Consider the following 21455-nt stretch of genomic DNA (forward strand, 5'->3'; position numbering starts at 1 on the left):
ACAGCCGCATCAACAGGCCGGACACACGGAAGCACCTGTACCGACTGCGTCAGAAATCTCGAAAAACCTCTTGCCTCGACTGGGGCGTCCACACACGGGACGTTCTCGCGCATGCAGAGCTTCGCGGCCGAACATCCCGACCAGGCCACGGTGACCCGGGGCCCCGGCTCCTATTCGATCGAGATCCACGGAAACCACCCCGAACTGATGCCGGACATGACCCCGTTTTTCACGGTGATGCTGGTCGGGTGCGCCCTGGCCGTGCTGCTGCTGGCGGCGGCGGTGACCCGGCGGCTGCACGACCGTGGACGGCGCGGCTGGTGGGGCTTGGCGCCCGTGCCGTTCCTGATCATCGGCCTGACCCTGTTCCCGCGCCTTTTCCAGAGCACGCTCAGCGGCCAGACGACGCCCGGGACGCTGGCGATGTTCGGCGTGATGATGGCCAACAACCTGCTCTACCTGGCGTCGTTGGCCCTGCTGGTCGTACTGCTGGCCGGGGCGGGACAGCCTGGCGAGAATCGGTTCGGCCCGCCCCCTCGCTGAAACCCTGGTCGACGACCGCGCAGGCCAGGGTCGCCACGCCGGCGATGATCCTGACCGTTGACGACGCCGAGGCGCGCCCCGCCCTACTTCACGATCCCGTCCACCGTCTGCCGCGTCACGGCGTGGTACAGCGGCCGGGTCCTGGCGTAGAGCCGCTTGGCGATCGGCTGCCCCCAGTCGCCCTGGGCCATCAGGTCCTTGAACAGCGGAGCGACGAACTTGCGGCGGCCCTGGTCGGTCAGGAAGGCCTCCAGCGAGGGAACGGCCGGGGCGTAGCGGTTGGCGACGGCCAGCTCCAGCCAGGCGAAGCGGATCTCGCTGTTGCCCTGGGCCGACAGGCCGAAGGCCTTGTCGAGCGCCGCCAGGCGTTCCGTGGACAGCTGGCGCGGCAGGCTGCCGACGAAGCGCGTGCGCTCGGGCGTGCTCCAGGCCTTCCACTTGGCGGCGGGGGCCGGGCCGCCCTTGGCGTAGGCGGCGGCCAGGGCGTCCACCGCCGGGAAGGCCGCCGACTTGATATGCACCGCGTTGGCCGGCAGGCCGAGGCCGTAGACCCATTGATCGACGCCGATCGCCGCTTCCAGCTTTGGATCGCCCTTGATCAGGTTGGCCCGCAGGTCGGCGACGAAGCCCGCCGTGGTCTGGCTCTGGAAGGCGTGGCGGGCGAAATAGTCCTTGAGGTAGGCGTCCCAGCGGTCGCGGCCGACCGCCTTCTCGATGGTGCGCAGGAAGGTCGCGCCTTTCTCGTAGGCGATGTCGGTCATGCCGTCGTCGGGATCGCGGCCGGTCAGGTCCAGGTGCAGCCGGGTGTCGGCGCCGGTCGGCCCGCCGGCGTCCTTGATCGCCGCCTGCAGGTCGCTCCAGCCCAGGTCGGCCAGCATGTCGGCGCGCGGCTTGCCGTACAGCTTCTCCATGATCCGGTTCTCGAAATAGACCGTGAAGCCCTCGTTCAGCCAGAAGTCCGACCAGGTGGCGTTGTTGACCAGGTTGCCCGACCAGGAGTGGGCCAACTCGTGGGCCACCAGGCTGACCAGCGAGCGGTCGCCGGCGATGATGGTCGGGGTGGCGAAGGTCAGGCGCGGGTTCTCCATGCCGCCGAACGGGAACGACGGCGGCAGGACCAGCAGGTCGTAGCGGCCCCAGGCGTAGGGGCCGTAGAGGCTCTCGGCCGCCTCGACCATCTTCTCGACGTCGACCAGCTCGTTGGCCGTCTTCTTCATCACCGACGGCTCGGTATAGACGCCGGTCCGCCCGCCCAGGGGCGTGAAGGCGATGTCGCCGACCGCGATGGCGATCAGGTAGGAGGCGACCGGCTTGTCCATCTTGAAGCGATAGAGGCTACCGCCGGCCACCGGGTCGCCTTCGGGCGGGGTCAGGCTTTGGGCGCTCATCACCGCCGTCAGCCCGTCGGGAACCAGGATGTTCGCCGTCCAGGTCTGGCGGATCCCCGGACTGTCCTGAGTGGGGATCCAGGTGCGGTTGAGGATCGCCTCGCCCTGGCTGAACAGGTAGGGCTTCTGCTTGCCCGCCGTCTGAGCCGGGGTCAGCCATTGCAAGGCCGCGCCGCCGGGCGCGCTGTCATAGCTGACGACGATGCGCCGGGCCCCATTCAGTTGCACCGTCAGCGGCGCGCCCAGGATCGGGTCGACCTTGCCCAGAGTCCACGGCAAGGCCACGCCCTTGGCGTCGGTGACGCCGTGGATCACCAGGCCCTTGCTGTCGAGCACCACCTCCGTGGCGTCCGGCGCAGCGGCGATGTCGAGGCTGGCTGAGCCCGTCATCTTCTGACCGGCGAAGTCGGCGGTCAGGTCCAGGTCGATGTGGGTGACGCGCGCCACCAGGGGCTGGGCGTAGGAGTGGATGTCCCGGGCTTCGGGGGCGGCCAGGATCGCGGGGGGCGGCGACGGGGTCTGGGCCAGGACGGGCATCGCGGCTCCGCTGAGCAGGAGCGCCAGCAGGGCGGCGCGGGCCGTGGACTTGAACGAGGGCATGGGAAGCGGGTTCCGTATTCGCAAAGGCGTTGGATCCGTCTTAGCCCTTCGCTCCGCCCTCCCTCAACCGCGGTCGAACCCTACAGATAGTCCAGCAGGCTGGTCCCGCCCGTGTTGACGCCGCCGTCGCTGTTGAACAGCGAGGCCAGCTTGTCGGAGAGGTTCTGCATCTGGACCATCTTGTCGTAGAGCGCCGGGGTCCAGCCGGCCGCCTGGCGCTCCTCGTCGCTCATGGCCGCGTACTGGGTGATCAGGCTCTTGCCGAAGGCCGAGCTATCGCTCCCCTGCGTGCTCTTGTAGGCGCTGGAGACGCTGTCTCGGTTGCGGGCCTTCACCTCGGCCGCCGCCTGGGCCGCCTCGTGCTCGGAGAACTGATCGCCCTTGTTCAGGGCCACCGCCGCCAGGGAGCGGTCGTCGAACTTGGAGAAGTCGATCCGGCCGCTGTCGGGCCCCGTGGCCATGCCGTCCTTGGTCGCCGCGGCGTACTGCTTGTCGAGCACCGAGCGGACGTCGGAAGCGACCTTGCCGATGTCGCGGGTGCGAGGGTTGGCGACCACGCCGCCGACGTCCTTGAGATAGGCCGCGACCGGGTCGCCGTCGATGCCGGTGGGGGCTGCGCCGGGCGTGGCCTGCGCCTGCTTGAGCCCCTCGGTCAAGGCGGCCTTGTCCTTGGCCCATTGCCCCATGGCCTTCTCCTCGGGCCCCGCGGCCTCGAGGTTGGCCAGAGCCGCCTTGTAGAGTCCGGCATAGTCGCCGGTCACGCGCATGGCCGAGGCCGGGGCGGACAAGGCCGAGTCGCGGTTGGCCTTCATCTGCAGCGAGGCGACCACCTGTTCCTCGATCGGGAACTTGCCGCCCTTGTTGCTGGCGATGGCGTAGAGGCTGCGGCGGTCCAGGCCGGAAACGTCGATCGTCGCCTTGCCGTCCTTCAGGGCGCTGGTCGACTTGGCGCCCGCCAGCAGCTTGTCCAGCGCGGTGCGGGCGGAGGCCACGACCTGATCGGTGGTGCGGTTGTCGGTCTGAGCGGCGAGCGCGGCCTGGGCTTGGGCCGACAGGGTGACATTGACGCTGGAGCCGCTGGTCCTGGCGGCGGCGCCCGAGGCGTCGCCCGAGGTCGAGGTCGTCGTGGCGGTCGTCGGAGCCGCGGTGGTGGTCAGATAGGGATTCGCCGCGTAGCCGTTCGTAACGCTGCCGACCATGACGCCCTCGACTGGATCGCCGCGAGATTACGAATCGCGACAGGCCTGAAACACCGGAGCACAAGGCGCGATCAGGGTTAAGGGCGCATTAACCATGATCGCGACCCCGAGCTTGGCCGGGCCAAAGCGCCGGGTTACCCTGCCGGCGTCAGACGCGGCGCGAGCGACGGAATGAAGACGGTATTGCTCGCGACCTTCCAGATCTTGTTTCTGCTGGTCATCGCTTCGCCCGTCCTGTGGGCCCTCGTCATCAAGCCATTGCTGATCGTGGCCGTATCACCCCGGTCCGATGTCCTGCGGATCAAGCGCGACTACGAAGGACGCGGTCGGCGTGTGTTGAACGCAATCCGCCGGGGCACGATCTGGGGTTCCCGGAGCATGCCGAGCTATCGCCGCTACGACATCGAGGTCTTGCGGCACGACGGCCAGGTCGAGACTTTCGAAGTCGGCGTTCAGTTCACGCTGCTATCCGACCCTGACCTGCGAGAGGAGAATCAAGCGCGACGCAGGGCGTTCTTTCAGGGATCCGCCAGCTATTTCGGGCCTGAAGGCTGACGCCGGCGCGCGCCCCCATCCCGGCGCGCCGACCTGGTCGAGGCTGGATGTCGGTGAACTTGGCGACCTCGCCCGGCGTCTCAGGCGCGCGGAGGACCTCCTGCCACGCCCGTCAGCGCGCCGACCACAGGTTTCCGGCCGCCGCCTGCAGGTCGCCCGAGACGCCGCGCTGGGCCAGGGACAGGCCTTCCAGCTCGACCTTGTCGGCCCGGAGCGTGCGGCGATGGATGCTGTAGCCCAGCTGGTAGATCGCCCGGTCGGTCTTGGTCTGGCCGTCCTCGATGAACACGGTCAGCACGCCGACCGGCACGCGGCCGGTCTGGGCCTTGCCCGCATGCTTGCGCAGGCCGCCCTCGATCCAGCCGGCTTCCAGGCGTGGATTGCCAGTGGTCTCGACGCTGTCGCTGCGCAGCGCGGCCGGGAACCAGACCGTCTGGGTCTGGATCACCTGGCCCTCGTTGACGGAGGTCAGGCGCACCCTGGCCCCGCCGTCCTCGCGCTGGCCGGTCATGACAAAGGTCATCTTCCGCGCCGCCGCCTGCGCCTGCGCCTGGCGCTCGCTGGCCGCGGCCGCGCGTTCGCGGTCTTCCCGGACCCGCTCGCGGTGACTGTCCCAGAAGCTGAGGCCGGTGATCACCAGGGCCGCGACCGCCACGATCTCGGCCAGGGTCAGCCAGCGGATCGGCAGGCGCTTGGGGGACGTCTCTTCGGTCATCGGGCCTCCGGTGGATGCGGCAGGCGCCGACGGTAGAGCCAGTGCGCGTCTCCGTGAAGCCGCCTCAGGCCCGCGGCTGGTCCGCCACGAACCGCGAGACCGAATCCCGGAACGCCTGGACGTCCTTGTTCAGTTGGACCAGCTTCTCGACGCTGAGATTGGCGGCGGCGAACAGGGTCTGGCCCAGGCAGGCGCTGCGAGCCCGCATGTCGCGCCCCAGCGGCGTCAGGCTGACCACCACCTGGCGTTCGTCGGCGGGATTGCGCTGACGCGAGACCAGCCGCCCCGCCTCCATGCGCTTGACCAGCGGCGTGACATTGCTGGAGTCCAGGCCCAGGCGCTCGGCGATCGCGCCGACGCTCAGCCCATCGGCCTCCCAGAGGGCGCCAAGCACCAGGTACTGCGGATAGGTGATCTCCAGCGCGTCGAGCAGCGGCTTGTAGGCGCGGTTGATCGCCATGCTGGCTCCGTAGAGCGAGAAGCACAGCTGTTCGTCGAGCGTGGGCACGTAGGCGGGGTCTGACACGGCGTCCTCCTGTCGGCTTGATCTCTTAGAGCGGAAATATATGTCGCGACAGCTTTATCGCTGGACACGGCCCCGTCATTCAGACTAATCCATTTCATGTCGCGACATATAATGTCGCTATCTACAATCCAAGGAACCGCCATGACTCAGGATCTCGCCGCCTCCCCCAGCGCCGGCGCGCTGACCCGCTACTACTTCGTGCGGACCGCCGTCGCGGCCGCCTGGGTCGCCGCGGCCCTCACCGCGGGGGAGAGCCATCCGGCCGCCGCGGCCGTCCTGCTGGTGTTGTATCCGGCCTGGGACGCCCTCGCGAACGCCCGCGACGCCCAGGCCAACGGCGGCTTGCCGGCCAACCCATCCCAGGCGCTGAACCTGGCGGTCAGCGCCGTCACCGCCGTGGCGGTGCTGCTGGCCTTGCGGAGCGGCATGCACGCCGTCCTGGCGGTGTTCGGCGTCTGGGCCGTCCTGGCCGGCCTCCTGCAACTGGCGACCGGCCTGCGCCGGTGGCGGAGCTACGGCGCCCAGTGGGCGATGGTCCTGAGCGGCGTCCAGTCGGCCCTGGCCGGGGCCTTCTTCCTCAAGCAGGCGACGGGGCCCGCGACGCCGTCGATCGCCACCATCGCGCCCTATGCGGCGTTCGGGGCCTTCTATTTCCTGGTTTCGGCGGTCTGGCTGGCGGTCAGGAACCGCCGGGCGTGACCCACGCCCGTCAGGCCTTGGCGGGCCGGCGACGGCGCGGGACGCGGACGACGGCCTCGCCGTCCATCACCAGATCGTCGCCGACCAGGCCTTCACAGCGAAGGGTGACCCGCGCGCTGGCCTCGTCGATGGCCGAGACGGTGACACGCGCCGTCACCACGTCGCCGATCCGCACCGGCCGATGAAAGGCCAGGCTCTGGCTCAGGTAGATCGCGCCGGCCCCCGGCAGGATGGTGCCGACCACCGCCGAGCCGAACGAGGCCGACAGCAGGCCGTGCGCGATCCGGCCGCGATAGGCGGTCTTGGAGGCGAAGGCCTCGTCCATGTGTACGGGATTGAAGTCGTCCGAAGCCTCGGCGAACTGTCCGATGCGCCCTTCGGTGACGGTGACCCGCTTTTCGGCGACCATGCCGACGGCCAGCTCTTCCAGGACGTAGCCGCCGGTGGGGTGAGGTTCGATCATCCCCGGCCGTTAGCCGCGATGCCGCGTCGTGGCCAGCGAAAATGCGCGGGATCCCCAGGGCAAGGCGCCTTGTCGCCCGCGCCCGAAGCCCGCTGACGTCACGCCTGGCTAACGGCGCGGCACGAACCCGTCGTCCGTCAGATCCGTGGCGTCCCAGGTGATTTTCGCTTTCTTACAATGCGCGCCGAGGCCGCGCCGATAGCTTGATCCTCGTCAATCAGACAAGGAACCAGGCCATGAACCGGCGTGAATTTGGCAAGACCATCCTCGCGGCGAGCCTTGTGAGCGGCCTTGTCAGCCAACCCGCACACTCGAAGGAAAGCCCTCCCATGCAACAGCCGACCCCCTTCACGATCGCCTTCCCGGACGAACAGCTGGCCGACCTGAAGTCGCGCCTGCGCCACACCCGCTGGCCCGACGAGCCCGCCGACGCGGCATGGATGTTCGGAACCAACCTCGGCTACATGAAGTCGCTGACCGACTACTGGCTGAACCAATACGACTGGCGCCAGGCTGAAGCGCGCCTGAACGCCCTGCCGAACTACAAGGTCCAGATCGACGGCGTCGACCTGCACTTCGTCCACCGGCCGTCCAGGAAGCCGGACGCCCCCGCGCTGCTTCTGCTGCACGGGTGGCCCGACAGCTTCTACCGCTATCACAAGGTCATCGACGCCCTGGCCGAGGACTTCCACGTCGTCGTGCCGTCCATCCCCGGAACGGGGTTCTCGCAGCGCACGGCGCTCCCGGTCGACAAGATCGCCGACCTCTTCGCTCAGCTCATGGGAGACGTGCTGGGCCACGACCGGTTCATCGCCGCCGGCGGCGACCTGGGCTCGGTCATCGCCATGTCGCTGACCCAGCGCCATCCGGAGAAGGTGACCGGCATCCATGTCACCGACGTCGGCTATCCCGACCACACGACCGACTTCAGCGTTCTCAGCGGGCCCGAGCAGGCCTATGCGGGCGCCATCCAGCAATGGTTCTTCGCCCACGGCGCATTCAATCTGGTGCAGGCGACCAAGCCGCAAAGCCTAGCCTTCGCCATGAACGACTCGCCGGTCGGGCTGGCCGCCTGGATCATGAGCTTCATGGCCGGCATGGGCGTGGGGGACGAGGCGGACGCCCGGTTCGGCCGTGACGAGCTTCTGACCAACATCATGATCTACTGGCTGACGGAGACGGCGGCGTCCTCGTTCCGCCTCTACAACGCCAACGCCATGCAGCCCCCGACCATCAAGGGCAGGAACACCAGGGTTCCGGTGGCGGTGGCCACCGAGGCGCCGATCCCCGGCGGGGTGCGCCTGCCTCGCGAATGGGCGGACCGTCAGACCGCCGGCAACGTCGTGCAGTTCCACGACATGGAAGGCGCGGGCCACTTCGCGGCGTGGGAAGATCCGCAGGTCTACGTCAAGGATCTCAAGAGCTTCGCCCTGTTGCTGTCGTAGCGGGGTCGCGCCGCCGAGCGCCCCCGCGCCCGGCGATCAGATCTTGTGGACCGCGTCGAGATTGGAGGGCAAGGCGCCCATGATCTTCTTGATCGACTTGATCATGTGCGGCTGGTCCGCATAGCCCAGATCGACTGCTACTCCGGCCGGCGCTTCGCCGGCCTTCAGCCGCCGCACGGCTTCCTGCGCGCGGCGGATCAGTTGGAAGCTCTTCTGGGTGATCCCGGTGGTCTGCTTGAAATGCTGCTGCACCGAGCGCGCCGAGGCGGCCTTTGGGGTCTCGCTGAAGGCCCTGGCCACTAGGTCGTTGGAGGCGAGCAGGCCGGCGGCGATCATCGCGTCGACCAGCGGCTCGACGTTCTCGAAGGTCGGCAACGGCAGCTCCACGCCGTCCAGCACGAACGTCTCGCCGCTCACCGGCAGCACCCGGATTTCGGGGCCGACCCGCGGCTCCCTGTCCTGCGCGAGGTAGACGTGGGCGCAGAACGAGATGACGACCGAGCTCTCGCCGTCGCGATACGGAACCTCGACGGGCTCGGTCGCCTGTCCGCTCAGGAACACCATGGATCCGCCGTCCGGCGCGATGCTGCGGATCAGGTCCCACGAGCCGTCCGGCGTCGCCAGATACACCCCGTCGCTGAGGCAGACCGTCTGCCATACCGTATCGATCCATGGGTGCGAGGATCGCCGGCTCGTGTGTTTCTGGACCATGGTCGTCGGCCTGCCGCGGGTTGAGACGACCCATCGTGCTTCAGTTCCGGCGTCGACGGAATGCACCAACGCTTCCGTGCTCCACCTGGCGGATCTCCGCGTGGAGGCTACGGCGCCCCTATTCCGCGTGTCCCGGCCGGCGCGGGGTGGCCCAGGCCTCCGAGACGTCGGCCAGGATCACGTCCAGGCAATCGACGGTGACCTTCAGGTCGCCGCCGCCGGCGAAGGTCAGCAGCACCGCGCCGCCCGGCGCCTCGGCCGGCTCGAAGGCCACCGACAGCAGCTCGACCACCGCGCCCTTGGCGTCGCGACGCAGCTTGCGGGCCTGGACGCCGGTGACGTCGCCCAGTTGCAGAGCCGAGCGGATCCGCTCGCCCTTCTTGCCTTTCTTTTGGCCGCCCGCCTCCCAGCGGAAGCGGTTGCAGGCCAGGGTCAGGGTGCGGGCCGAGGCGTCCCAGCGGATGTCGCCGATCTTGGCCACGGCGTCCTGCAGGGCGGCCGAGATCACGGCCAGGTCGTCGGCGTCCTGGGCCAGCAGCTTCAGAGGTGCGGGATCAGCCATCCAGGTCGCCCTCGCTGTCGCCCTTGATCCGGCGCACCTGGGCCCCGCAGGCGCCCAGCTTCTCTTCCAGCCGCTCGAAGCCGCGGTCCAGGTGGTAGATGCGGCTGACCGTGGTCTCGCCGCGCGCGACCAGGCCGGCGATCACCAGGCTGACCGAGGCGCGCAGGTCGGTGGCCATGACCTCCGCGCCTTCCAGCCGCTCGACGCCGCGCACGCGGGCCTCGCCGCCCGACACCGAGATGTCGGCGCCCAGGCGCCTCAGCTCCGGAGCGTGCATGAAGCGGTTCTCGAAGATGGTCTCGCGGATGTGGCTCTCGCCCTTGGCCGTGGTCATCAGGGCCATGAACTGGGCCTGCAGATCGGTGGCGAAACCGGGATAGGGCTGGGTCTCGACATTGACCGCCTCCAGGCGGTGACCGTTGCGCCTGATCACCACGCCGTCCTCCGTGCGGACGACGCCGCACCCGGCTTCCTCCAGCTTGACCAGCAGGCTGTCGATCAGCTCGGGCCGGGCCCGGGTCAGCTGGACCTCGCCGCCGGCCATGGCCGCGGCCACGGCGTAGGTGCCCATCTCGATCCGGTCGGGGATCACCGAGTGGGTCGCGCCGTGCAGCTTGGCGACGCCGGTGATGGTGATGGTCGGAGTCCCCGCCCCTTCCACCTTGGCGCCCATGGCGTTCAGGCAGATCTGCAGGTCCAGCAGTTCGGGCTCGCAGGCGGCGTTCCTGATCACCGTGACGCCGTCGGCCAGCACGGCGGCCAGCATGGCGTGCTCGGTGGCGCCCACCGAGACGAACGGGAATTCGATCTCCGCCCCCTTCAGGCCGCGCGGGGCCTGGGCGTAGACATAGCCCTCGTGCAGGTCGATCTTGGCGCCCAGGGCTTCCAAGGCCTGCAGGTGCAGGTCCACGGGCCGCGCGCCGATCGTGCAGCCGCCGGGCAGCGACACCTTGGCCTGGCCGGTGCGGGCGATCAGCGGGCCCAGCACGTTGAACGAGGCGCGCATCTGGCGGACCAGGTCGTAAGGCGCGAAGCCGCTGGTGATCTCCGGCGCGTGCAGCACGGTCTCCGAGCCGTCCGGCCCCTCGCGCTCGTCGACCTGCGCGCCCAGGCGCGCCAGCAGCTTGCCCAAAAACCGGGTGTCGGCCAGCCGCGGCATGTTGGTCAGGCGCAGCGGTTGGTCGGTCAACAGGCTGGCCGCCATCAGCTTGATGGCCGAGTTCTTGGCGCCGCTCACCGGGATGATCCCGTTCAGCTGCGCGCCGCCGGTGATGGCGATGCGATCCAAATGAAGTCCCTCGTCGCGCGGCCGGTCGGGGGGTGTCGCCGCGCGGTCACATGTGAAGGGGCGGTTCTACTGGTTGCAAGGGCCCGCGCAAGGGGGGGCGCCGATTCCTCAAGATTCCTCCTCAGCCGGAGGGGGTCTCGTCGTCCGACGCGGGGGATTCCGGCCTGGCCGCGCCCTTGTCGGCCGCGGCAGGCGCGGCCTTCCTGCGGCGAAGATTGGTGCGCAGAGCCTGGGCCAGTCGCGCTTCGCGCTCGGCTTTTTCGTTGTGGGGCTTGGGGTTCCGGCTCATCTTTCCACAGGTGAAAGCGCTGCGACGATCGGTCAAGACGATTTTGTCTTTGCCAACCGCGTTTGGTTCGCTATACGCCCCCTCCTCTTCGCCGCCGTAGCTCAGTGGTAGAGCGCATCCTTGGTAAGGCTGAGGTCGGCAGTTCAATCCTGCCCGGCGGCACCATCGGGACCCAAAGCGACTTGGCTTTGGGTCCCGACCACTTCCTGGACAACTTCCAAACATCGATATCGCCTCGCGTCGAGGTCCCTTTTACGCCCCCGCGCGGTAGGGGCGTGACAGGCGGCGAACTTGGCTCTAGGCTGGCCCCATGATCCTCGGCGCCAGCCAACAGCTGTTTTGGTACTTTAGCTATCCGACGCCTCTGGCGTTGGGAGGGGATCGTTCGGCCTGAATTCAGCGCCGCCGAATGTCTTCACCAGCCGCCAGGGGTCCCCCGGGCGGCTTTTTTGATGGCCGCTCCGGACCCCGCAGATTTCCCGGAGTGACACCATGCCCGCCTCGACCGCCGCTCATCTCGCCCCAAACCCGCTCGCTTCGATCCCCGTCCCCACCGACGACCTGCGGATCCAGAAACTCCAGACCCTCAGTCCGCCCGCCCAGGTGATCGGCGAGGCGCCGGCCACCTCGTCGATCGCCGAGGTCGTCGGCGACGCCCGCCACGCCGTGCACCAGATCCTGCACGGCCGCGACGACCGCCTGGTGGTGGTGATCGGGCCGTGCTCGATCCACGATCCCAAGGCCGCCCTCGACTACGCCCGCCGCCTGGCCGTCGAGCGCGAGCGTCACGCCGGCGAGCTGGAAGTGGTCATGCGGGTCTATTTCGAGAAGCCGCGCACCACGGTGGGCTGGAAAGGGCTGATCAACGATCCCGACCTGGACGGCGGTTTCCGGATCAACGAGGGCCTGCGGCTGGCGCGGCGGGTGCTGCTGGACGTCAGCGCCCAGGGCCTGCCGGCGGCCTGCGAGTTCCTGGACGTCACCACCCCGCAATACATCGCCGACCTGGTGGCCTGGGGCGCGATCGGGGCGCGCACCACCGAAAGCCAGATCCACCGCGAGATGGCCTCGGGCCTCTCCTGCCCGGTCGGCTTCAAGAACGGCACCAACGGCGACGTCAAGGTGGCCATCGACGCGGTGCTGGCCGCCGCCCAGCCGCACCATTTCCTGGCGGTGACCAAGGAAGGCCGCGCCGCCATCGCCACCACCACCGGCAACGCCGACAGCCACGTCGTGCTGCGCGGCGGCAAGACGCCCAACTACGACGCCGCCAGCGTGGCGGCGGTGGCGCAGGCCCTGGTCAAGGCCGGCCTGCCGCCGCGCATCATGGTCGACGCCAGCCATGCCAACAGCGGCAAGAACCACGAGAACCAGCCCGCCGTCGTCGCCGACCTCTGCGCCCAGGTCGCGACCGGAGACGCGCCGATCATGGGGGTGATGATCGAGAGCAACCTCGTCGCCGGCCGCCAGGACATCGTCCCCGGCCGCGCCCTCGCCTACGGCCAGTCGGTCACCGACGCCTGCGTCGACTGGGAGACCTCGGTCCGGATGCTCGACGACCTGGCGGCGGCGGTGCGGGCCGGGCGGCAAGCGGCGAAGGCCTAGGAACTGAGCGGCGGAACGTACTGGCGCGTCCCGCCGCTTGCCTTGGCGCTATTGTCCTACAATTCGTCTGGCCCGTTCCGCGATCCGTGTTACCCATGACTCAACGGCGCGCGGCAGGCGTCGGCCATTGGGGATGACGTCATGCGGAACGGTGTCGGCGCGGGCTTGTTCGCTGCTTTCTGGCTCGCGGGATCGTCGGCCTTGGCCCAGGCGCCGCCCGCCGACATCCCGGTCTCGATCACCGTCGACGCCGGCAAACAGGTCGGCGAGCTGAGGCCGATCTGGCGGTTCTTCGGGGCCGACGAGCCGAACTACGCGACCATGAAGGACGGCCGCAAGCTGCTGGGCCACCTGGGCGCGCTCAAGCCCAAGGCCGTCTATTTCCGCACCCACAACCTGCTGAACACCGGCGACGGAACCCCAGCCCTGAAGTGGGGCAGCACCAACGTCTATACCGAGGACGCCCAGGGGCGGCCGGTCTATGACTGGACCATCCTGGACCATCTGTTCGACACCTACCTGGCCAACGGGGTCCGGCCCTATGTCCAGATTGGCTTCATGCCCCAGGCGCTGTCGACGAGCCCCGAGCCCTACCAGCACGCCTGGCGGCCGGGCTTCGACTACAACCTGATCAGCGGCGGCTGGGGCTATCCGCCCAAGGACTACGACAAGTGGTCCGAGTTGGCCTACCAGTGGGTCCGCCACTGCGTCGAGCGCTACGGCCAGGCCGAGGTCGAGACCTGGTACTTCGAGGTCTGGAACGAACCCAACGGCCCCGCCTACTGGAAAGGCACGCCGCAGGAGTTCCACAAGCTGCACGACTACGCCGTCGCCGGCGTCCGCCGGGCCCTGCCCACCGCCAAGGTCGGCGGCCCGGACGTGGCCGGCAGCGGCGGCCAGTTCATGGAGGACTTCCTCACCCACCTGACCGACGGGACCAACTACGCGACCGGCCAGAAGGGCACGCCGACCGACTTCCTGGCCTTCCACGCCAAGGGCTCGCCGACCTTCGTCGACGGCCACATCCGCATGGGCATCGCCAGCCAGCTGGCCGGCATCGACAAGGGCTTTTCGATGATCGCCGCGCGACCGGCGCTGAAGGACAAGCCGATCGTGATCGGCGAGTCCGATCCGGAAGGCTGCGCCGCCTGCCAGGGCCCCAGCTTCAGCTATCGCAACGGCACGGTCTATTCCAGCTACACCGCCGCCAGCTTCGCCCGAGCGCACGACCTGGCCGCGCGGCGCGGCGTGACCCTGGACGGCGCCCTGACCTGGGCGTTCGAGTTCGAGGACCAGCCCTATTTCGCCGGCTTCCGCCAGCTGTCGAGCAACGGCCTGGACCTGGCGGTGCTGAACGTGTTCCGGATGTTCAGCCTGATGGGCCCCCAGCGGCTGCAGGCGGTCAGTTCAGGCCAGATCCCGCTGGACGAGATCGTCGCCAGCGGCGTGCGCGGACGCCCCGATGTAGGGACCCTGGCCAGCTTGGGCCCCGATCGACTGGCGATCATGGTCTGGAACTATCACGACGACGACGTGCCGGGCCCGGCGGCCGACGTCAGCCTGGTCCTCAAGAACCTGCCCCGCGCCTTCGCCGGCGCCAGGCTGGTCCACTACCGGGTCGACGAGACGCACGGCAATGTCTACGGCGCCTGGCGGCGGATGGGCTCGCCCATGGCCCCCAGCAAGGCCCAGTACGACACCCTTGAGCAGGCCAGCAGCCTGGCCGTGATCGACGGCCCGCAGCCGGTCCGTGGCAAGGACGGCCTGACCCTGAGCTTCCAGCTGCCGCGCCAGGGCGTGTCCCTGCTGGTGCTGGAGCGGCCCAAGCCGCAATAGTCTGGAGACGACCAGCCGCGGCGGCGTTCGCCGCGGCTGTTCCTCCCGCGATCTAGAACTTGTACTGCAGTCCCAGATTCCACTGTCGTCCGGTGTGGGTGTAGACGAACGTGCTGTCGCGGTCGGAATCGATGAACTGGCGATTGAACCGGTCGAGGATGTTCAGCCCCTCCAGCGAGAGCTTGAAGTTCTCGTTGATCTGGTACGAGGCCGCCAGGTCGAAGGTCAGGTTCTTGTCGTAGCCTTCAAGGTCCTGCAGCGGGTTGTTGGCCGGCAGGGCGACGATCGACTTGTCGCGATAGGCCGCCGAGATCCGGGCGCTGAACTTCTCGTCCTCGTAGAACAGCGTGGCGTTGTAGGCGTGCTTGGACAGGCCCACCAGGTCGTTGGTCGTCACGCCGCCCGCCGCCAGGAAGTAGTCGATCTGCGAGTCGACATAGGTGTAGTTGACCAGCGCGCCGGTGTGGCGCAGCAGACCGGGCAGGAACGTGAAGTTCTGCTGGTAGTTGATCTCGAAGCCCTTGAGGGGGCCGCCGGGGGTGTTGACCGGCCGGGTGACGGTGATCGGGGTGTTGTCCGGATCGACGCCCGACGTGCCCAGCAGCGACATCGGCAGGCCCGTCTGGCGGAAGGTCATCTGCTGGGACTGGTTCTGAACATAGGTGGCGATGTCCTTGTAGAAGACGCCGACGCCCAGCAGCGCGCCTGGGGCGAAGTACCATTCCGCGCCGAGGTCGGCCGTCGTGGCGCGGATCGGGTCGAGATCCGGATTGCCCGAGGTGATCGACGGCGTGCCGGTCAGGTTCAGGCTGCCGCCAGGGGTGAGGAAGCCCAGGTCCGGCCGCGAGACCACCTTGGCCCCGGAGAAGCGCAGGACCAGGTTCTCACGGACATCGACGGCGACGTTAAACGACGGCAGGACGTCGTGGTACTTGTTCTCCGCCGTCACCCGCTGCGGCGACAGGCCGATCTGGTAGCCGCGCGACTGCAGCTCGGTCTGGGCGAAGCGGAAGCCGATGTCGCCGCGCACCGGCAGGCCGCCGATCACGGTCTTCAGGTCGGCCTGGAAATAGGCCGAGGCCACCTTCTCGTCGACGCGCCGGATGCCGCCGTAGTTGGGGATCAGGGCGTACATCCCCGTCTCGCTGTAGAGGTTCTGGCTGGCGACGAACTTGTCGTAGTCGATGGTCGCCCAGCTGCTGGGGAACACGCCGTCGTCGATGCCGTGGCCGCCGAAGCCGGACACCACCTTGGTCACCGCCTGCAGTTCGGCCGTGCTCAGGGTCGGGACCAGGAAGTTGTTCGACCGCTGCTTGGCAGAGGTGTCGAACGAGAACTCGTCATAGTGGCCGCCGACCTTGAGCGTCAGGTCGTCGTCATAGGCCCAGGCCAGGTTCACCTCGGCGGTCTTGTAGATGTTGGTGGTGTAGATCTGCTGCAGCCGCACCTCGGCGTTGGGCGCGCCGAAGCTGTAGAGCCCGGCGTTCGTGACGTCGAAATCGTGCTTGATGATCGGCTGGTCGCGGTTGTTGCGGAAGTCGATGGTCATGCCGGCGTTGGGACGCTGGAACATGATCGTCGTCGTCATCGGCTGGTCGTAGTCGGACTTCGAATAGCCGATCAGCCCGGTCACCGTCAGGCGGTCGGTCAGCTCGTGCGTCCCGGCCAGGGTATATTGCTGGAAGACGTTCTCGAATTCGTCGTGCTGGGTGTCGGAGCGGATGTCGACCCCGTCGAAGCGGGCGTAGTCGACGTCATAGACGGTCTGGCCGAGATTGACGCCGGCGGTGTGGCTGGTCCCCGCATTGCGTAGGATCAGTTCGCGCACGGCGGTCTGCGGCTTGCCGTTCTGGCTGATGGCGCGGGCGAACGAGAAGCCCTCCAGCCAGTTCTCCTCGCGCTTGACGTCGTAGTCCGAATAGAGCGCGTCGAAGGAAAGCGAGGTCCGCGACGTCGGCTTCCATTGCAGGGCCAGGGTGGCGCCGGTGCGCTCCTGGTTGTGATGGAAGCGGCCGTAGCGCGGCAGGCGCGGGAAGAACACGGTCGAGCGATTGGCCTGGGCGTAGACCGGGTCGCCAGCCGGCGGCCGGGCCACGCCGGTGGCGCAGTTGGCGGCGTCGGTGCCATTGCCGGTGTTGGTGACCGGGTTCTGCGGCGTGACCCCGACCGGGGTGCAGAAGCCGCCGTCGACCGTGGCCGGGTTCCAGCCGCCCGAGCCCCACTGGTCCTCGAGGAACTTGCGCTTGCTGAAGGCCAGCGAGGCCTGGGCCCCGAACTCGCCCCAGCGGGTGTCCCAACTGTTGCCGACCACGGCGGTGAACTTGGGATCGACGTTCTTGGCCAGGTCGTTGTAGCCGGCCGAGGCGCCCAGCACGAAGGTCAGGCCCTTGTGGTCCAGCGGCTTGGCGGTCTCCAGGTCGACGGTCGCGCCCAACGAGCCCTCGATCACCTCGGCCTGGGCGGTCTTACGTACGGTGATGCCGCTGAACAGCTCCGAAGCGAAGGTGTTGAAGTCGAAGCCCCGGCCCAGGTTGGCGCCGCGGTCGCTGGTGGTGGCGCCGCTGGTCGACTGGGCCTCCATGCCATTGATGCGCACGCGGGTGAAGGTCGGCGGCAGGCCGCGGACGGTGATCGTGCGCCCCTCGCCGGCCACGCGGGTGATCGACACGCCGGGCACCCGCTGAATCGATTCGGCCAGATTGGCGTCGGGGAAGTCGGCGATATCCTCGGCCTTGATGGCGTCGACCACGCCCGAGGACTGGCGCTTGACGTTCAGGGCGCTCTTGAGGCTTTCGCGGAAGCCGGTGACCACCACTTCCTCGACCGTATTGTCCGGCGCGGGAGCGGTCTGGGCGCTGGCGGCGCCGGCGGCCAGGACGCCGGCGAAGGCCAGGGCGAGCGCCGAGCAACCCGTGCTCCAGCGCTGAATGCGACGGTCAGACATCTATCCCTCCTGGTGGAGGCCCGGCCCATGCCTGCCTCTCGCGTTTCCCCAACAGGCCGGTTGATCCGGTCCTGATTACGAAAGAAATCCCACTTACTGGGATGTACTCTCATTTTGTCGATACGATAAATCCGACAGGACGAATTGCAACCGTTTTGAAATATTGATTCAGCCGATGACACGACGAGCGGAGCGGTTGCCGCGCGCTCTGACGCCCGGGATTGCTCCCATGGGCGCTTAACGCTAGCCTTTCACGAAATGGGATTTCGTCTCACTTTTTGAGATAAAGTCGGGCCACCCAGAACGAGCCGACGCGGAGGAAACCTTGGTTACACCACGCATTTTCGCGGCTCGGCTGGCCGCGGCCTGTTCGCTGGCGATCGTCACGTCCGCAACGGCGCCGGTGATCAGCGCGGCCGAATCCCCGGCGCCGGTCACGCCGGTTCCGGCCCGGCCAGCCTCCCTGACCCTGCCGGACATGCCGCTGCACGATCCCTGGATCGTCGCCGACGCCGAGGCCGGGCTTTACCGGCTCTACACGTCCAACATCGCGGCCGTCAGCGGGACCCCAGGCCTGGGGACGATGATGTACGCCAGCCGCGACCTGAAGACCTGGAGTCCGCCCGTCGCGGTGTTCGTCGCCCCGACCAAGGCCTGGTTCAAGGGCGGCGCCTGGGCCCCCGAGGTCCATCCCTGGCGCGGCCGCTGGTGGCTGTTCGCCACCTTCCATGACGAAGCCGCCGCCCTGCCGCCGATCGGCCAGCGCAAGCCGTACCGCCGGGGCACGGTCGTCGCGGTGGCCGACCGTCCCGAGGGCCCGTTCAAGCTGGTGCGCGACGGCGACCCGGTCGCGCCCAAGGCGTTGATGACCCTGGACGGCACGCTCCATGTCGATCCGGCGGGCAAGCCCTGGTTCGTCTACGCCCACGAGTGGCTGCAGACCGCCGACGGCACGATGGAGGCCGTGCCGGTCACCGACGACCTGGCCGCCAAGGGGCCGCCGAGGGTGCTGTTCAAGGCCAGCGACGCGCCGTGGGCCAAGGGCGACAGACGACCGTCCGGCGACACGGTGTTCGTCACCGACGGGCCCGAACTGTTCCGTACGCGCACCGGCGTCCTGCTGATGCTGTGGTCCAGCTACGACGCCAACGGCTATGTCCAGTCACAGGCCCGGTCGAAGAGTGGGACCCTGGCGGGGCCGTGGGAGCAACTTCCGCCGCTGGTGCGCCACGACAGCGGCCACGGCATGCTGTTCCGGCGCTTCGACGGTCAGCTGATGATGATCGTCCACCGGCCGTTCAAGCGCGCCCGTGGCAAGCTCTACGAGATGCGCGACGCGGGCGACCGCCTGGAAATCATCCGCCAGCGGATCGACCTGGATGGCGATCCGGTCGAGCGGATGGCGGGGCCGTAGCGCCCCGGGCGAACCCCAAAAACCGTCAAAGCCTCTTGCCATCCCTGACGCCCAAGGAGCCCGCCATGCCCAAGACCTGCCGCCTGCTGCTGGCCGCATCGGCCCTGGCTCTGCTGGCGACCGCCGCCGACGCCGCGGAACGCCGCGTGACCCCGCTCGCGGACGGCTGGCGTTTCGTCCAGGGCGATCCCGCGGGCGCCGAGACCCCGGGCCTGGACGACTCGCGCTGGGCGACCGTCTCGGTCCCCCACGACTGGGCCATCGCCGGCCCGATCGACATCAAGGCCCGGGCCGGCGGGGCGGGCGGATTTTTCCCGACCGGGATCGCCTGGTACCGCAAGGCGCTGAACGTCAGACCGGCGCCCGGGCGGCGAACGTTCATCGAACTGGACGGGGTGATGGAGCGCAGCGGCGTCTGGATCAACGGCCACCACCTGGGCCATCGGCCCAGCGGCTATGTCGGCCTGCGCTATGACGTCACCGACTTTCTCAAGGCCGACGGCCCCAACGTGCTGACCGTGCGGGCCGACACCAGTTTCGCGCCCTCGTCGCGCTGGTACGCCGGCTCGGGGATCCTCGGGAAGGTCCGGCTGATCGAGACCGGCGATCTGCATGTCGAGCAGGGCGGCCTCTTCGTCAGCACGCCGACGATCGGAAAGGACCGCGCCGTCGCCAGGATCGAAGTCGACGTCGCCAACAGCGGCGCGGTCGACGCCCGAGCGGGCCTGGACATCGTCGTCACCGATCCGGACGGCCAGGTCGTGGCCAGACGGAGCGTTCCGCCGGTCGCCATCGGCGCCAGCCGCACCGAGACCCTGGGCGCGGAGATCGAACTGCCCTCGCCCCGCCTCTGGGACCTGGCCCGTCCGGATCTCTATCAGGCAGCCGTCCGGGTGATCGGCGCCGACGGCCAGGTCAGCGACAGCGACAGCGCGTCGTTCGGCGTCCGCGAAGCCAAGTTCGAGGCGGACACCGGCTTCTGGCTGAACGGCAAGAACGTCAAGCTCAAGGGCGTGGCCCTGCACGCCGACGGCGGCGCGCTCGGCGCGGCCGTGCCGACCGCCGTCTGGCGCCAGCGGTTCACGGCCCTGAAGGCCTTGGGCGTCAACGCCGTCCGCACCGCCCACAACCCACCCTCGCCCGAGTTCCTGGACCTGGCCGACCAGATGGGCCTGGTGGTCATGGACGAGCTGTTCGACCAGTGGAACGTGGCCAAGACGCCGGGCGACTACCACCTGTTCTTCGGCGACTGGCACAAGCGCGACGCCCGCGACATGCTGCGCCGCGACCGCAACCACCCCAGCGTAGTCATCTGGAGCGCCGGCAACGAGATCCACGACACCGCCTATCCGGTCCAGGCCAAGGCGGCGCTGAAGAGCCTGCTGGACGTGATGCACGCCACCGATCCGACGCGGCCGGTGACCATGGGCCTCTTCCGGCCCAACGTGACCGGCGACTACGACAACGGCCTCGCCGACATGCTGGACGTGGTCGGTCAGAACTATCGCGAGAACGAACTGACCGCCGCCCACGAGGCCCGACCGACGCGCAAGATCATCGGGACCGAGAACAGCCACGCCCGCGCCTCGTGGATCGCCGTGCGCGACTACGCCCCCTATGCCGGCATGTTCCTGTGGACCGGGGTCGACTATCTGGGCGAGGCCGACCGCAGCGGCTGGCCCAACATCGACAATCCCGCCGGCCTGCTGGACCGCACCGGCGCCCTGAAGGTCTCCGGCATGCAGCGGGCCGGCTGGTGGGCCGAGCAGCCCGTCATTCACGTGGTGCGCAACGCCGCGCCCGCCGCGCCGCCGCCCTCGAACGATGGCGCGGGTCCCGCCCCTGCCCTGCCCACCATGATCGCCGTCGCCACGCCCCGGCCCAAGATCGACATCGCCGACGACTGGACGCCGACCGACCTGTCGCCGCATCCCGAGACTATCGAGGTCTACAGCAACTGCCCCACCGTGGAGGTGACGCTGAACGGCCATGTGCTGGGCGCCAAGCCCCTGCCTGCCGACGGCTCGCCCCGCCAGTGGGCCGTGACCTTCACGCCGGGCGAGGTCGTGGCGTCGTGCGGCGCCGGGGGCCCACGCGACACGTTGCGCACCGCCGGTCCGCCGGCCCGCCTGGTGCTGTCGACCGACGACAAGGCCGTGGGTTCGGCCTTCGACGACCTGGCCATCGTCCGCGCCGAGGTGGTCGACGCCGAGGGCGTGGTCGTGCCGGGGTCCAGCGCGGCCATCACCTTCGCCGTCCGCGGATCGGGCCGCTTCGTCGCCGCCGACAACGCCGCCTCGACCGACCACACGCCGTTCGCCTCGCCCACCCGCCAGGCCTGGCGCGGAAAGGCCACGGCCTTCGTGCGCGGGTCAGGATCCAGCGGCGCGGTGACGATCCAGGCCAACGCACCGGGCCTGAAGCCCGCCACGCTAGCGCTGCCGATCGCCGCGCCGCGCCCTTGATAGAGTCCCGCCATTTCCCTTCTCCCCCGTCATCCCGGGCCTTGTGCCCGGGACCCCTGGTTCAGTTGAACTGTGAGACGCCAGCGGTTCGCCGGCGAACCGCCTCTTTCTCGCTTGCGACGGACAGAGGGGTCCCGGGCACAAGGCCCGGGATGACGGCGTGAGAGGTGGGAGAATTGGCAACGTTCCATTTTTCGGGACTTGATCT

18 protein-coding genes and 1 tRNA gene are annotated in these 21455 nt (G+C 68.8%); 9 read left to right on the plus strand and 10 right to left on the minus strand.

Going from position 1 to position 21455, the window contains the following annotated elements; translation table 11 throughout:
- Positions 1-111: 111 nt before the first annotated feature.
- Positions 112-543, plus strand: a complete 432-nt coding sequence (locus ASD47_RS18345; protein WP_056759624.1) for a DUF805 domain-containing protein — start codon at positions 112-114, stop codon at positions 541-543.
- 83 nt (positions 544-626) lie between these two features.
- On the opposite strand, the gene ASD47_RS18350 is transcribed toward ASD47_RS18345, so the two are convergent.
- Together ASD47_RS18350 and ASD47_RS18355 are read right to left on the minus strand one after the other, a co-directional pair.
- Positions 627-2531, minus strand: a complete 1905-nt coding sequence (locus ASD47_RS18350; RefSeq protein ID WP_056759626.1) for a M1 family metallopeptidase — start codon at positions 2529-2531, stop codon at positions 627-629.
- 80 nt (positions 2532-2611) lie between these two features.
- On the minus strand, positions 2612-3730 hold the full coding sequence (locus ASD47_RS18355) for a hypothetical protein (protein WP_056759628.1): 1119 nt from the start codon (positions 3728-3730) through the stop codon (positions 2612-2614).
- A gap of 171 nt (positions 3731-3901) precedes the next feature.
- Between ASD47_RS18355 and ASD47_RS18360 the strand changes: the two genes are divergently transcribed.
- Complete coding sequence (locus ASD47_RS18360) at positions 3902-4285, plus strand: hypothetical protein (RefSeq protein ID WP_056759634.1); 384 nt, start codon at positions 3902-3904, stop codon at positions 4283-4285.
- A gap of 112 nt (positions 4286-4397) precedes the next feature.
- Here the strand turns inward: ASD47_RS18360 and ASD47_RS18365 are convergent, their stop codons facing one another.
- A complete protein-coding gene (locus ASD47_RS18365) occupies positions 4398-5000 on the minus strand; it encodes a hypothetical protein (RefSeq protein ID WP_056759637.1) in 603 nt (200 codons plus the stop codon).
- A 64-nt stretch (positions 5001-5064) separates the two neighbouring features.
- Positions 5065-5526 carry a MarR family winged helix-turn-helix transcriptional regulator gene (locus tag ASD47_RS18370; protein WP_056759639.1) on the minus strand — a complete coding sequence of 154 codons (462 nt, stop codon included), beginning with the start codon at positions 5524-5526 and terminating at the stop codon, positions 5065-5067.
- A 141-nt stretch (positions 5527-5667) separates the two neighbouring features.
- Here ASD47_RS18370 and ASD47_RS18375 point away from each other — a divergent pair, with 141 nt between their 5' ends.
- The gene (locus tag ASD47_RS18375; protein WP_056759641.1) at positions 5668-6225 is read left to right on the plus strand and encodes a DUF308 domain-containing protein; all 558 of its coding nucleotides are present in this window, start codon (positions 5668-5670) and stop codon (positions 6223-6225) included.
- Positions 6226-6235: 10 nt separating this feature from the next.
- Here ASD47_RS18375 and ASD47_RS18380 read toward each other — a convergent pair whose 3' ends face one another.
- The gene (locus ASD47_RS18380) at positions 6236-6688 is read right to left on the minus strand and encodes a MaoC family dehydratase (RefSeq protein ID WP_056759646.1); all 453 of its coding nucleotides are present in this window, start codon (positions 6686-6688) and stop codon (positions 6236-6238) included.
- Positions 6689-7017: 329 nt separating this feature from the next.
- Here ASD47_RS18380 and ASD47_RS18385 point away from each other — a divergent pair, with 329 nt between their 5' ends.
- Positions 7018-8133 (plus strand): epoxide hydrolase family protein, encoded by a 1116-nt coding sequence (locus tag ASD47_RS18385; protein ID WP_230983928.1) that lies wholly within the window; start codon positions 7018-7020, stop codon positions 8131-8133.
- A gap of 36 nt (positions 8134-8169) precedes the next feature.
- On the opposite strand, the gene ASD47_RS18390 is transcribed toward ASD47_RS18385, so the two are convergent.
- From ASD47_RS18390 to ASD47_RS26720, 4 genes are all read right to left on the minus strand, one after another.
- Entirely contained in the window at positions 8170-8844 is a 675-nt protein-coding gene (locus ASD47_RS18390; protein ID WP_056759651.1) for an AraC family transcriptional regulator, read from the minus strand.
- Between the two features lie 118 nt (positions 8845-8962).
- Complete coding sequence (locus ASD47_RS18395; protein ID WP_056759653.1) at positions 8963-9406, minus strand: DUF2948 family protein; 444 nt, start codon at positions 9404-9406, stop codon at positions 8963-8965.
- The gene (gene murA, locus ASD47_RS18400) at positions 9399-10694 is read right to left on the minus strand and encodes a UDP-N-acetylglucosamine 1-carboxyvinyltransferase (RefSeq protein ID WP_056759655.1); all 1296 of its coding nucleotides are present in this window, start codon (positions 10692-10694) and stop codon (positions 9399-9401) included. The genes ASD47_RS18395 and murA overlap by 8 nt, the downstream gene beginning before the upstream one ends.
- Positions 10695-10815: 121 nt before the next feature.
- Entirely contained in the window at positions 10816-10983 is a 168-nt protein-coding gene (locus ASD47_RS26720) for a hypothetical protein (protein ID WP_156402314.1), read from the minus strand.
- A gap of 90 nt (positions 10984-11073) precedes the next feature.
- Between ASD47_RS26720 and ASD47_RS18405 the strand changes: the two genes are divergently transcribed.
- The 3 genes from ASD47_RS18405 to ASD47_RS18415 all read left to right on the plus strand — a co-directional run bounded on the left by ASD47_RS18405 (position 11074) and on the right by ASD47_RS18415 (position 14424).
- Positions 11074-11148, plus strand: a tRNA-Thr gene (locus tag ASD47_RS18405).
- Positions 11149-11475: 327 nt separating this feature from the next.
- The gene (locus ASD47_RS18410) at positions 11476-12588 is read left to right on the plus strand and encodes a 3-deoxy-7-phosphoheptulonate synthase (RefSeq protein ID WP_056759657.1); all 1113 of its coding nucleotides are present in this window, start codon (positions 11476-11478) and stop codon (positions 12586-12588) included.
- Between the two features lie 141 nt (positions 12589-12729).
- Complete coding sequence (locus tag ASD47_RS18415) at positions 12730-14424, plus strand: beta-xylosidase (protein WP_056759659.1); 1695 nt, start codon at positions 12730-12732, stop codon at positions 14422-14424.
- Between the two features lie 52 nt (positions 14425-14476).
- Here ASD47_RS18415 and ASD47_RS18420 read toward each other — a convergent pair whose 3' ends face one another.
- Positions 14477-17368 (minus strand): TonB-dependent receptor, encoded by a 2892-nt coding sequence (locus tag ASD47_RS18420; RefSeq protein WP_056759662.1) that lies wholly within the window; start codon positions 17366-17368, stop codon positions 14477-14479.
- Between the two features lie 325 nt (positions 17369-17693).
- Between ASD47_RS18420 and ASD47_RS18425 the strand changes: the two genes are divergently transcribed.
- On the plus strand, positions 17694-18782 hold the full coding sequence (locus tag ASD47_RS18425) for a glycoside hydrolase family 43 protein (protein ID WP_200945273.1): 1089 nt from the start codon (positions 17694-17696) through the stop codon (positions 18780-18782).
- A 65-nt stretch (positions 18783-18847) separates the two neighbouring features.
- Positions 18848-21247 carry a glycoside hydrolase family 2 TIM barrel-domain containing protein gene (locus ASD47_RS18430; RefSeq protein ID WP_056759663.1) on the plus strand — a complete coding sequence of 800 codons (2400 nt, stop codon included), beginning with the start codon at positions 18848-18850 and terminating at the stop codon, positions 21245-21247.
- Positions 21248-21455 lie beyond the last annotated feature (208 nt).

This window comes from Caulobacter sp. Root1472, from assembly GCF_001426985.1.
Taxonomy (GTDB): domain Bacteria; phylum Pseudomonadota; class Alphaproteobacteria; order Caulobacterales; family Caulobacteraceae; genus Caulobacter; species Caulobacter rhizosphaerae.

Bases quoted from the DNA above. Each gene is read 5' to 3' on its own strand.
- ASD47_RS18430 (WP_056759663.1), top strand. From the start codon at position 18,848: ATGCCCAAGACCTGCCGCCTGCTGCTGGCCGCATCGGCCCTGGCTCTG.
- ASD47_RS18420 (WP_056759662.1), bottom strand. From the start codon at position 17,368: ATGTCTGACCGTCGCATTCAGCGCTGGAGCACGGGTTGCTCGGCGCTC.
- ASD47_RS18410 (WP_056759657.1), top strand. From the start codon at position 11,476: ATGCCCGCCTCGACCGCCGCTCATCTCGCCCCAAACCCGCTCGCTTCG.
- ASD47_RS18380 (WP_056759646.1), bottom strand. From the start codon at position 6,688: ATGATCGAACCTCACCCCACCGGCGGCTACGTCCTGGAAGAGCTGGCC.
- ASD47_RS18385 (WP_230983928.1), top strand. From the start codon at position 7,018: ATGCAACAGCCGACCCCCTTCACGATCGCCTTCCCGGACGAACAGCTG.
- ASD47_RS18360 (WP_056759634.1), top strand. From the start codon at position 3,902: ATGAAGACGGTATTGCTCGCGACCTTCCAGATCTTGTTTCTGCTGGTC.
- ASD47_RS18345 (WP_056759624.1), top strand. From the start codon at position 112: ATGCAGAGCTTCGCGGCCGAACATCCCGACCAGGCCACGGTGACCCGG.
- ASD47_RS26720 (WP_156402314.1), bottom strand. From the start codon at position 10,983: ATGAGCCGGAACCCCAAGCCCCACAACGAAAAAGCCGAGCGCGAAGCG.
- ASD47_RS18395 (WP_056759653.1), bottom strand. From the start codon at position 9,406: ATGGCTGATCCCGCACCTCTGAAGCTGCTGGCCCAGGACGCCGACGAC.
- ASD47_RS18365 (WP_056759637.1), bottom strand. From the start codon at position 5,000: ATGACCGAAGAGACGTCCCCCAAGCGCCTGCCGATCCGCTGGCTGACC.
- ASD47_RS18390 (WP_056759651.1), bottom strand. From the start codon at position 8,844: ATGGTCCAGAAACACACGAGCCGGCGATCCTCGCACCCATGGATCGAT.
- ASD47_RS18355 (WP_056759628.1), bottom strand. From the start codon at position 3,730: ATGGTCGGCAGCGTTACGAACGGCTACGCGGCGAATCCCTATCTGACC.
- ASD47_RS18350 (WP_056759626.1), bottom strand. From the start codon at position 2,531: ATGCCCTCGTTCAAGTCCACGGCCCGCGCCGCCCTGCTGGCGCTCCTG.
- ASD47_RS18415 (WP_056759659.1), top strand. From the start codon at position 12,730: ATGCGGAACGGTGTCGGCGCGGGCTTGTTCGCTGCTTTCTGGCTCGCG.
- ASD47_RS18375 (WP_056759641.1), top strand. From the start codon at position 5,668: ATGACTCAGGATCTCGCCGCCTCCCCCAGCGCCGGCGCGCTGACCCGC.